Source organism: Streptomyces sp. NPDC048171 (assembly GCF_043202655.1).
Taxonomy (GTDB): domain Bacteria; phylum Actinomycetota; class Actinomycetes; order Streptomycetales; family Streptomycetaceae; genus Streptomyces.
The window spans coordinates 74,210-84,853 of the sequence record NZ_JBIDAU010000014.1 but is presented as its reverse complement, the minus strand read 5'-3'; the positions used below and the strand labels follow the sequence as shown (position 1 = coordinate 84,853).

9 protein-coding genes are annotated in these 10,644 nt (G+C 74.9%); 4 read left to right on the top strand and 5 right to left on the bottom strand.

Features of this window, described 5'->3' with window-relative positions; all coding sequences use genetic code 11:
* Nucleotides 1–132: 132 nt before the first annotated feature.
* Nucleotides 133–939, top strand: a complete 807-nt coding sequence (locus tag ACGF3J_RS33705; RefSeq protein ID WP_393855533.1) for an SGNH/GDSL hydrolase family protein — start codon at nucleotides 133–135, stop codon at nucleotides 937–939.
* Here ACGF3J_RS33705 and ACGF3J_RS33700 read toward each other — a convergent pair.
* The 4 genes from ACGF3J_RS33700 to ACGF3J_RS33685 form a co-directional block, all read right to left on the bottom strand.
* The gene (locus tag ACGF3J_RS33700; protein WP_161327778.1) at nucleotides 909–2,570 is read right to left on the bottom strand and encodes a serine/threonine-protein kinase; all 1,662 of its coding nucleotides are present in this window, start codon (nucleotides 2,568–2,570) and stop codon (nucleotides 909–911) included. The genes ACGF3J_RS33705 and ACGF3J_RS33700 overlap by 31 nt on opposite strands.
* 79 nt (nucleotides 2,571–2,649) lie before the next feature.
* A complete protein-coding gene (locus ACGF3J_RS33695) occupies nucleotides 2,650–4,161 on the bottom strand; it encodes a sulfite exporter TauE/SafE family protein (protein WP_161327779.1) in 1,512 nt (503 codons plus the stop codon).
* Entirely contained in the window at nucleotides 4,158–5,651 is a 1,494-nt protein-coding gene (locus tag ACGF3J_RS33690; protein WP_393855532.1) for a tetratricopeptide repeat protein, read from the bottom strand. The genes ACGF3J_RS33695 and ACGF3J_RS33690 overlap by 4 nt, the downstream gene beginning before the upstream one ends.
* A gap of 90 nt (nucleotides 5,652–5,741) precedes the next feature.
* Nucleotides 5,742–7,283: a DUF4331 domain-containing protein gene (locus ACGF3J_RS33685; protein WP_161328873.1), complete on the bottom strand. Its 1,542-nt coding sequence runs from the start codon at nucleotides 7,281–7,283 to the stop codon at nucleotides 5,742–5,744.
* A 215-nt stretch (nucleotides 7,284–7,498) separates the two neighbouring features.
* Between ACGF3J_RS33685 and ACGF3J_RS33680 the strand changes: the two genes are divergently transcribed.
* From ACGF3J_RS33680 to ACGF3J_RS33670, 3 genes are all read left to right on the top strand, one after another.
* Nucleotides 7,499–8,041, top strand: coding sequence for a sigma-70 family RNA polymerase sigma factor (locus tag ACGF3J_RS33680; RefSeq protein WP_122617384.1), 543 nt, complete (start codon nucleotides 7,499–7,501; stop codon nucleotides 8,039–8,041).
* The gene (locus ACGF3J_RS33675) at nucleotides 8,038–8,850 is read left to right on the top strand and encodes an anti-sigma factor domain-containing protein (RefSeq protein ID WP_161331279.1); all 813 of its coding nucleotides are present in this window, start codon (nucleotides 8,038–8,040) and stop codon (nucleotides 8,848–8,850) included. Before ACGF3J_RS33680 ends, ACGF3J_RS33675 begins: the two co-directional genes overlap by 4 nt.
* 115 nt (nucleotides 8,851–8,965) lie before the next feature.
* The gene (locus ACGF3J_RS33670; RefSeq protein WP_064727101.1) at nucleotides 8,966–9,235 is read left to right on the top strand and encodes a hypothetical protein; all 270 of its coding nucleotides are present in this window, start codon (nucleotides 8,966–8,968) and stop codon (nucleotides 9,233–9,235) included.
* Between the two features lie 245 nt (nucleotides 9,236–9,480).
* On the opposite strand, the gene ACGF3J_RS33665 is transcribed toward ACGF3J_RS33670, so the two are convergent.
* Nucleotides 9,481–10,641 carry a type ISP restriction/modification enzyme gene (locus ACGF3J_RS33665; protein WP_393855531.1) on the bottom strand — a complete coding sequence of 387 codons (1,161 nt, stop codon included), beginning with the start codon at nucleotides 10,639–10,641 and terminating at the stop codon, nucleotides 9,481–9,483.
* Nucleotides 10,642–10,644: the final 3 nt, after the last annotated feature.

Genomic DNA, 10,644 nt, shown 5'->3' with positions numbered 1-10,644 from the left:
GGCGCACTGACGTTCCCACTGGCTTTCGTCCGATTTTGAATGACTGTCAGCCATTTCTTGGCATGAACACTTCCAGTCAACGCGCGTCACTGTTACGACGGTTACGGCAGAGATCCTGCTAAAGGAGGTTCCATGAGACGTCTCCGACTTGTCGGCTTCCTGAGTTCCGTCCTCCTCGCCGCCGGCGCCGCCCTCATCGGGGCCGCGACCGCCCAGGCGGCCCAACCCACCGCGGCCGGGGGCTATGTGGCCCTCGGCGACTCCTACTCCTCCGGGGTCGGAGCGGGCAGCTACATCAGCTCCAGCGGCGACTGCAAGCGCAGCACCAAGGCCCACCCGTACCTCTGGGCGGCCGCCAACTCCCCCACGACCTTCGACTTCACGGCCTGCTCGGGCGCCCGAACGAGTGAAGTTCTCTCCGGACAACTCGGCCCGCTCTCCACGGCCACCGGCCTCGTCTCGATCAGCATCGGCGGCAACGACGCGGGCTTCGCCGACGTCATGACGACCTGCGTGCTCCAGTCCGACAGCACCTGCCTCTCGCGGATCGCCACCGCGAAGGCCTACGTCGACTCGACGCTGCCCGGCAACCTCGACAGCGTCTACTCGGCGATCAGCGCCAAGGCCCCCAACGCCGACGTCGTCGTCATCGGCTACCCGCGCTTCTACAAGCTCGGTACCTCCTGCATCGGCCTCTCCGAGACCAAGCGGAAGGCGATCAACGAAGCCTCCGACTACCTCAACACCGCCATCGCCAAGCGCGCCGCCGACCACGGCTTCACCTTCGGCGACGTCCGCACCACCTTCACCGGTCACGAGCTGTGCTCCGGCGCCTCGTGGCTGCACAGCGTCAACTGGCTGAACATCGGCGAGTCGTACCACCCGACCGCGGCCGGTCAGTCGGGCGGTTACCTGCCGGTCCTCAACGGCGCCGCCTGACCCGAAGCGGAAGAGGAGGGGGAGGCCCCGTCCGGCGGGGTCTCCGTCTCCGTCCCGGTCTCGCAGGTCACGGAGAACGCCACGGCGTTCGACGTGGCCCGCACCGGGGAGCGCACCTCCACCCGCACGGCGCCCTCGAACGCACCGCTGTCCTCGCGCGTCGTCACCACGACGGTGTCCTCGCCCGAGCGGTCGCCGTCCGCGGGGAAGGACAGCGTCCGCCACCCCGGGTCGGAGACCGAACCGTCGTCCGTGACCCAGCGGTAGCCGACCTCCGCGGGCAGCCGCCCCACCGTGAACGTCGCCGTGAAGGCGGGCGCCCGGTCGCGCGGCGGGGGACAGGTGCCCGAGTAGTCGGGGTGCGAGCCCGCCACGGACACCTTCACCGACTGCGGGGGCGTACCGCTCTCCGAACCGTCGTCCTCCGACTCCGAATCCGACTCCGACTCCGACGACTGCGACGGGCTCGGCTCGGCACTCTCGCCCGGTCCCGTCGCGGGGGCACTGGCCGAAGAGCCCCCGCCGCCGTCCGAGCCCTCCGTCCCGTCACCGCCGTCCGAGCGGTTGAGCAGCCCGTACGTCAGCCCGGCCGCCGCCAGCGCGAGCACGGCCACTCCGGCGATCAGTACGGCACGCGCGCGCCGGTTCCGGTCCGCGGACGGGCTCGTTCCGGTCGTGCCCGCCGTCGCCGGTCCCGGCAGCGGGGGAGTCGGAGCGGCCCCCGCGTCCTGGCGCCCCGCGACGGTCGTGGCGTACCCGTCCGCCGGCGCGGCGCCGTACGCGGCCTGATCCGACGCGGGGGTGCCCCCGGCGCCCACCAGCCGCAGTTCCCGCTCGGCGCGTTCCGCCGGGAGCCGCTCGGCCGGGTCCTTGCGCAGCAGCCCCTCGATGACGGGCCCGAGCGCACCCGCCCGGTACGGCGGCGGCAACTCCTCGTCCACGATGGCGCGCAGGGTGCTCAGCGGAGTGTCCTGGCGGAACGGCGAGGCGCCCTCGACCGCCGCGTACAGCAGCACGCCCAGCGACCACAGGTCGGACTCGGGACCGGGGGTGCGGCCCAGCGCCCGTTCCGGGGCGAGGAACTCGGGCGAGCCGATGACCTCGCCGGTCATGGTCAGCGCGGAGCTGCCCTCGACCCGGGCGATGCCGAAGTCGGTGAGCACCACCCGGCCGTCGTTCGACAGCAGCACGTTGGCCGGCTTCACGTCCCGGTGCAGCACCCCGGCCGCGTGCGCGGCCCGCAGCGCGGCCAGCACCTCGGCACCGATCTGCGCGGCCCGCCCCGGCTCCAACGGACCCTCGGCGTCCAGCAGGTCGGCCAGGGACAGCCCGCGGACCAGCTCCATCACGATCCAGGGCCGGTCGCCGTCGGTGGCCACGTCGTACACCGTGACGACGTTGTGGTGGGCGACGCGGGCCGCGGCCCACGCCTCGCGCTCCAGCCGGGCGTACATCCGCCGCACGTCGCTCTCCGGCAGCCCGGAGGGGGCGCGCACCTCCTTGACGGCGACCTCGCGGTTCAGTACCTCGTCGCGGGCGCGCCACACCGTGCCCATGCCGCCCTCGCCGAGAGGGGACAGGAGGCGGTAGCGGCCGGCGATCACGCGCTCACCGCCGGGTTCCTCGAACACCGGCGCCCCCTATAGACGTCTCGCGCGGACACGTCCCGGGAACGGGCCCGGCTGTCCGCCGCGTACCTCCCAAAGTAGCTCAGCCGAGTGCGGATGCCGCCCCCCTGAACACCAATCCGGCCCCGATGACCACCACCAGGCACGCCGATCCGAGCGGGGTGGCCCGGCGCACCATGCCCGCCAGCGGGCCGGACGTCCACCGCGGGCGCCGCGTCAGCAGCCGGCTCAGGCCGCCGCCGAGCCGGACGACCGCGACCCCGGCGGCGGTCAGGGTGAGGGCGAGCCCGAGGCCGTACGCGACCACGAGCAGCAGCCCGAACCAGGCGTGGCCGACGGCGGCCGCGCCCACGAGCACCACCACGGCGGACGGACTGGGCACGAGCCCGCCCGCGAAGCCGAGGAGGATCGTGCCGCGCAGGGTGGGGGAGACGGGGTGGGTGTGGGTGTGCGGGCCGTGTTCGTGGGGGTGATGGTGCCCGTGCCCGTGGCTGTGGCTGTCGTGACCGTGACCGTGGTCGTGACGGTGGTGGTCCGCGTGCGCGTGCGTACGGCCGTGCGCCCGGTTGCGCAGTGCGCGGCGTACGAGGCTCGCGCCCGCCAGCGTGACCAGGACGCCGCCGGCGACACCGAGCCACGCGACGACCGACGGCGTGGCCGCGGAACCCGCGGTGACCAGGGCGCCGAGGGCGACCACGCCCAGGGTGTGGGTGACCGTGACCGAGGCCGCCATCGGGAGGACGTCCTTCAGCCGGGCCCCGCCACCCCGAGCGGCCGCCGTCGCCGCCATCAGCGTCTTGCCGTGGCCCGGTGCGAGCGCGTGCCCGGCGCCGAGGGCTACCGCGACGACCAGGGCGAGGGCGGCGAAGCCGAGGGTGAGGTGCCGGCGGGCGACCAGGGAGTCCAGCGCGCGGGTCCACCGGTCCGCGCCGCGGGGCAGGACGGAGGCGGCGGGGGCGTCCTGCCGGTCCCGGTCCAGAGCGGGACCGCCGGGCCGGACCCGCAGCGACGCGCTCGCCGTGTCGGCCGGGGAGGACAGTGACTCCCGCGGATAGCGGGTCAGTTCGCGTGAGGCCGACTCCCGCGGCACGTCCGACGCGGTGAGCGTCGTGCGGTCGCCGCGCGCGGTGATCTCCCGCCAGCCGGGGCCCGCCGAGGCGCCGGCCGCACGGAAGCCGACGCTCACCGGACCGGAGTCGGGCAGCGGTGCCGTGAACCGGCACTCCAGCCGCAGGGTGTCGAGCCCGGCCTGCCCGGGCCGCACGCGCACGCCGCTGTGCCGGGTGGTGAGGGCGACGCCGCGGCCGTCCACGGTGAGGCGGCTGTCGAGGCCCGCCCGCTCGCAGCGCCGCCGGGCCCACTCGGCCGGACCGAGCCGCTCGAGGTCGGGGCCCGCCTGGGTCGCCGGGATCTCGGCGAGGTCCTCGACGTGGTCGACGCGGAGCTGACCGGGGGCGGCGACCAGACCGTCGTAGCGGTTGACGGTGAAGTTGCCGAGCGGATGCGCGCTCGCGCCCGCCGGGGCGAGGAGGACCAGGGCGCACGCGGCGGTGAGGGCGGCGGCGCCGCGCGTGAGGAGACCGCGGGGCGTCAACGAGCCGCCTCCAGTTCCTTCAGCGCCCTGCGCGCCTCCCGGGCGCCGAGCGGCGAGAAGCCCGGGTCGAGGCCGAGCGCCGCCGAGAGATGGCGGCGCGCGTCCCCGTCCCGTCCCACCGCGCGCTCGATCACGCCCAAGTGGTAGAGGAACGAGGCGTCGCGGTACCCCGTGGCGACGGCCCGGCGGGCGTACGGCAGGGCCTCCCGGTCGAGGCCGTTGACGTGCAGCGCCCAGGCCACGGCGTCGGCCGTGTGCACGGTGCGGCGGCGGTCCCACTCGGCGCGGGCCGCGCGCAGGGCGGCCTTCCGGTCGCCGTGGTCGGCGGCGGCGAGGGCGGTGTCCAGGCCGGCCTCGACACCGCCGGCCCGGGCGAGCGCCGTCCACGCGTCGACGAGGGCGTACTGCTCGCGCGCCTTCGCCGGTTCGCCGCGCGCCTCGTACAGCTCGCCGAGCGCGACGAGCGGACCCGGCAGCGGGGCGCGGGCGACCACGCGCTCCAGGTCGCCGACCGCACCGTCCCGGTCGCCGCTCGCGGCCCTGGCCCTGGCCCGGCCCTCCAGAGCGGGCAGGTACGTGTCGTCGGCGGCGAGGGCGCGGGCGTAGTGGCGCAAGGCGGCCGGCCGGTCGCCCTGCCTGCGGGCGAGGTGGCCCAGCTGCGTGGCGACGTAGGCCACGTCGGCCGGGGCGGAGGCGGCGGAGAGCGCCCGCTCCAGCACCTTCCGCGCGGTGTCCGTCTCGCCGCGCAGTTCGCGGACGTACGCGTACCGGGTGAAGACGGGGACGCCCGGGCGCCGGGTGTCGGCGGTGTCGGCGGCGCGGGCCGCGTCGTCGTAGCGGCCCAGTTCGACGAGGGCGTCGACACGGGAGCACAGGGCCCGCTCGTTGTAGGGGTTCGCCGCCAGCGCGCGGTCGGCGTACGCCAGCGCCGTGCCGAAGTCGTGCCGGGCGGCGGCGAGAGCGGCGCGCCCCGCCAGCGCTTGGTCGTTGCCCGGCTTCAGCTCCAGGGACCGCTTCAGCGCCCGCTCGGCCCGCGGATAGCGCGAGGGGTCGCCGTCGGTGCGGGCCAGCTCGATGTGGGCCAGCCCCAGGGCCGCCCAGCCCTCGAAGTCGCGGGGCTGGTCCCGGAGCCGGGCCTCCAGCGCGGGGATCCCCACGTCGGGCCCGGCCTCGCGCGCCGCTCCCGGCCGGCCCGCGGGTGCGCCGCCCGGCACGGCGCCGGCTCCCTCCCGGGCGCCGCCGACCGCGACGGCCCCCGCGCTGAGCGCCACGGCCAGCAGGACGGCGCACCCGGTGACCTGGAGCCCCCGCCACCTGCGTGCCGCCGCCGCGAACCGCCGCACGGCGACGATCCGCGCCGCGTCCCCTCCGGCACCGGGCGGTACGTCCCCAAGGCCGGGAGCCGGGTCGGCGTCGGGCGGGCGTGGGGTGGTGGCGGCCGGGCCGGGCGGCTCGCTCCGTGGCTCGTTGTCGTTGCCGTGCGAGGACATGCCTCTCCTCAGGTCGGGCGGTCTGCGTGAAGGTGCGAGCAGCGGTAGGTCGGGGGTCTGAGTGAAGGGTGGGAGCAGCGGTGCGGCCGGTCAGTACGCGCGGCCGCGCATGCGGCGCCACCACGCCACCGCGCCGCCGATCAGCAGAATCCCGACGGCTCCGACCCCCGCCGAGGCGGCGATGAGGGTCGTGTCGCCGGAGCCGGCCGGGCGCAGCGCGTCACCGAGCTGGTTGCGCACGTCGTTGCCGCCGCCCGTGCCGTCGGCGAGCGGACCGCGCGAGCCCTCCGTCGGGTTCGCCACGTACGGGAACGCGGCCCCGAACTCCTTGTCGTTGGCGTCGACCGCGTCGCCCAGGTCGTTCGCGGCACCCACCAGCTCGCCCTCGACGACCTGGAGCGCGGCGTCGATCACGTCGTCGGTCAGCCGGCGTCCGTTGGGGAAGCCCGCATTGTCGCCGTCGAGGACACCGAGGCGCTTGGGGTCGGCGGCCGGTTCGACCGAGGTGTTGAGGCGCAGTTGCTCCGAGGGCGTGACGTGGGGCGGCTGGTTGAGATCCGGCACGCCCTTGAGGAACACGTCCACGAGGTCGTCGCGGGGCTCGGCCGGGGCCTTGATGTCGTAGATCGCCTCGATGAGCTTCGGCAGTTCGGGGTTGGTGACGTTCTGGAGGAACTGCGCGTCGTCCGCGGGCGCGGACGCGTTGAAGGTGTCCTTGTCCTTCAGCGGATTGACCACCTCGTTCACCAGGGGGTTCCCGAGCCGGGACACCTGCGTGAACTCGCCCTGGGCGTTCTCGCGCCGGGTCGTCGACCAGATGCCGACCACCGGCTGCTCCGCCGACTCCACGATCATGTCGGTCGGGACCTGGAGGGCGATCGAGTTGACGTTGTAGCCCTTGAGGGTGTCGTTGCCGACCTCCGACAGGTTCCCGCCGTACAGCAGGTCGAAGACCCTGAGGTCCAGGAAGAAGGGGTCGTCGGCCTGACCGGCGAACGTCTTCGTCCCGTCGTCCAGTTCGTGGACGGCCTGGTCGCGCAGGGCGCCGTAGTCCGGCATCGACGCCTTGCCGACGTTCGACGGCGCCACCGGCACGTCGTGCGCGATCGTCTTCCGGGACGACTCCTTTCCGCCGTGCAGCTCGATCAGCTCGATGTCGTAGGTCTGCGTGATGTTGAGGTCCGGGTCGTCGAGGCTGGTGACGGTGCCCGTGTTGTAGAGGAACGACTTGTCGTTCTTCGTGTGCGTGGTGAACGTGTACCGGAACAGCAGGTCGCCGAGCGCGTCGCCGTCCTTGTCGACGTGCAGGTCGTACTGGGCGTCCTCGGCGAAGGTGAAGAAGTTCGGCCCGCCGGCCGGTTCCTCGAACGGGATCCAGTTCGCGACGAGCGTCGTGGTGTCCGGCCGGTCCGGGCTCACGAAGGCGTACAGATCCGTGTTGTCGTACTGCGGGGTCCCCGACACCAGCGGGGCCTCCCGGTGGCTGGAGGCGGACGCCGCACGCGGTTCCAGCGCGGTCACGCCGGCCGCGGTGAGCCCCCCGGCGGCCAGCGCGCCGCAGACCAGCGTGGCCAGGCGCCGGCGACCCGAGCCGCTTCCTGGGATACCTGAGAATCCGGAGAGAGGTGTCATGCGGTCCGTCCTCTGTGCCTGAGTGCCTGGTTACCTGACGCACCGGCATTCGGAGCACCCCCGGGGAAGGATTGGTACGGCCCCAGAATTGATTGCCTCCCCGGTCGACTGGCGATTTCGGGCCGCGGATCCGTAACCCCTGCGAAGGGCGTGCCGCCGTGCGCGCCCTCGCTGACGCGGGCGGGCCGGGAACGGCCCGCGGAGAGGGGGACGGGGTGGAGGCGGACGAGCTGCTGACGCTCGTGGCGGACGGCGACCAGAAGGCCTTCGAGGAGCTGTACGGGCTGGTCTCGGGCCCGGTCTTCGGACTCGTACGGCGGGTGGTGCGCGACCCCGCGCAGTCGGAGGAGGTGGCGCAGGAGGTGCTGCTCGAACTCTGGCGGTCCGCGGCGCGGTTCGACCCGCGCCGTGGCAGCGCCCTGTCGTGGATCCTCACCGTCGCCCACCGCCGAGCCGTCGACCGGGTGCGCAGCGCCCGCGCGGCCGGCGAACGCGAGCGGCGCGAGGCCCGGCGCGCCCACCACCCCGCCTTCGACCAGGTCTCCGAGGAGGTCGAGGCGGGTCTCGAACGCGAGTGGGTGCGCCGCTGCCTCGACCGGCTGACCGCCCTGCAACGCCAGTCGGTCACCCTCGCCTACTACGACGGCTACACCTACCGGGAGGTGGCCGAACGCCTCTCCCTGCCGCTGGGCACGGTGAAGACGCGGATGCGGGACGGACTGGGCCGCCTGCGCGACTGCCTCGGAGGTACCGCGTGAGCGTCCTGGGCCGGCTGTTCCGCCGCGGCGACCTGCACTCCCTCGCCGCCCCCTACGCCCTGGACGCCCTGGAGGGCGCCGAACGGGTCCGCTTCGAAAGGCACTTGGAGGGCTGCGGCCACTGCGCCGCCGAGGTGCGTGCCCTGTCCGAGGACGCCGTCCGGCTGGCCTGGTCCACGGCCGCCCCGGCACCGGCCGCCCTGCGCGAACGGGTCCTGGCCGCCGTACGCACCACCCCGCAGGAGCCCGCGGCCGGACGCGGCCCCGCGCTCCGGCTGCCCGCCCATGTTTGGGAGGGGGGCCGGACGCCGCAGCGGTCCCGTGCGGTCCGGCCGCGTCCCCTGCTGGTGCCGTTCGCCACGGTGACGGCCGCCGCGGCGCTCGTGGTCGCCTCGCTCTTCGCCGTGCAGGCCGACCGGACCCGGGACGAGCTGGACACGGCGCGGGACCGGGCACGTGAGATCGCCCACGTTCTCGCGGCTCCGGACGCCCGCGCGGCGAGCGACAGGGACGACCGCGGCCGCGGCATCGGAGTGGTCGCCTCCGCCGCCGAGGGGCGCGCGGTGGTCACCCTGAGCGGATACGGCGAGCCGTCGGGCGACCGCGTGCACCAACTGTGGCTCATGCGCCCCGGCGCCGGGCCGCGCTCCCTCGGGCTTCTGGACGGCGACACGCCCCTGATCGCGTCCGGTCTGAACCGGTCCGCGACGTCACTCGCGGTGACCGTCGAGCCCGGAGGGGGGTCGGCCCGGCCGACGAGCAGCCCTGTTGTCCAACTCACCCTGGAATCTGTCGGATTCGGAGAGTAATCGTCAACCCCCTTACGGGGAAGGTGAATCCTGTGACCGCGATACACGCATCCCGTACCGGGGCGATAGGGTTACCCTGCCCGGGCCGGGTGGACTCGTACGGGTGGGGAGTGACATGGAACAGATAACGGTGCGCAGCAGGGCAAGGGTGCCTGCGATCACCTGCAAGAGCAGCGCGAGCAGCTCGCGTCTCGACCGCCATCTCGCGGTGCTCGGAGGGCCTGCCCTCCCACAGCGGGAGACCGTCGAGGCGACGTCGCTGATGCGTGAGCTGACCGCGCGTGAGCCCGCGCACAAGCGCAGCAGCAGGGGCGCCAGGGTGCGCCGGGTCTCGCTGTTCGCGCCACTGCGCCGACTGCGCCGCTCGCTGTTCGGCGGCAACTGAGGCCCGCGCTCCGGAGGCCACACCGCCCCGGCGCGGCGCCGCGCACTCGTCCGTCGTCCCCACGGCACGCAGCGGCGCCCCGGTGTGTTCCCGAGCGCGGGCGTCTCCCGTACGCCTGACCCGTAGACCCGTAGACCCGTAGACCCGTAGACCCGCAGCCCCGTCGAGTTCCTGGCCCTCGGTCCGCCGTCTCCCCGCCCGACGGTGGCGTCCACCGGCGCGCTCGCCGCTCGCCACCGGGCGTGCTACAGCAGCGCCAGCTGTCCCTCCGGGCCCTCCTCCGGACCGTCCAGCACGGAGGCCGGCCGGCGGGCCGTCGGAGGCACCGGCAGCACGCCCGCCTCGCGCAGCTCCGCCCCGGTGATCTCCGCCGTCACCGCCGACTCCGCGTACCCGGAGCGCACTTCGGCGAGCAGCGCGAGGACCGTGATCAGCTCCAGCAGCTCGGACGTCCAGGTCTGCGGCCAGGTGGCCGGGCGGATCGCCGCCAGCGTGCCCGGCTCGCCCTCGGCGGTGCGGGCCGCGAACCACTGCTCCAGCACCCGGACCCCGCCCACCTCGAACTCCCAGGCGCCGGGCGGTACGGGGGAGACGCGGCCCTCGTCCAGGTGCAGGACCTCGTCGTCGGGGTCGTAGCGCAGGGTCAGCGGGCGCGCCGGCAGCGGGGCGCGGACGTACGGGCGGCGGCCGCCGGGGAGCTTGGGGCGTTCGCCGTCGCGCAGCATCAGCCACAGCGCGCGCCGCCCCAGGTCGACGCCCCGCTCCCACAGCTCGGGGTCCGCGGTGAACGGGACCCTCCCGCCGGGCCGCACGGCCGCGACCGACCAGGCCAGCACGTCCGGCGGCGCGACCGGCCGCCCGAGCCGGGCGGCGAGGTAGTCCAGGAGGCCGGGGGCCAGGTTGGGCTCGGCGCCGCCGGGCCTGCGGTACAGCGGACGGATCCGGGCGGGGCCGAACAGCGGCAGCCGGGAGCCGGCGAGCAGCAGCGGCGGGCCGGCGGCCTCGGGCACCTCCACGACGAACACCTGCCGCTCGTCCGCCACCCGCCACAGCTCCGGGCGGGCCGCGTCGATCAGCCGGTGGTCGGGAATCAGCCACTGCTCGTCGAAGGGCGCGCGCAGCACCCGCAGCGGCTCCGGGCACGGCCCCGAGGCACGCGCCAGCCGCTCGGTGCCCCCGGCGCCGCCGGGCAGCCGCCCGACCGCCGTGCGCGGGGTACGGGAGCGGGTCGGCTCGAACAGGGCCTCGCGGTCGGCTCCCTCGGCCTTCACCAGCGCGTCCCAGCGGGCCTTCAGGGACGCCGCGTCGGGCGCCGTCGGCCACCCCCGGCCGAGCCGTGGCGGTGCGACGGACCACGGCATGAGGTCCGCCAGCGGCGGAGCGTCGTCGTGCGTCACGCCCGGCATCGT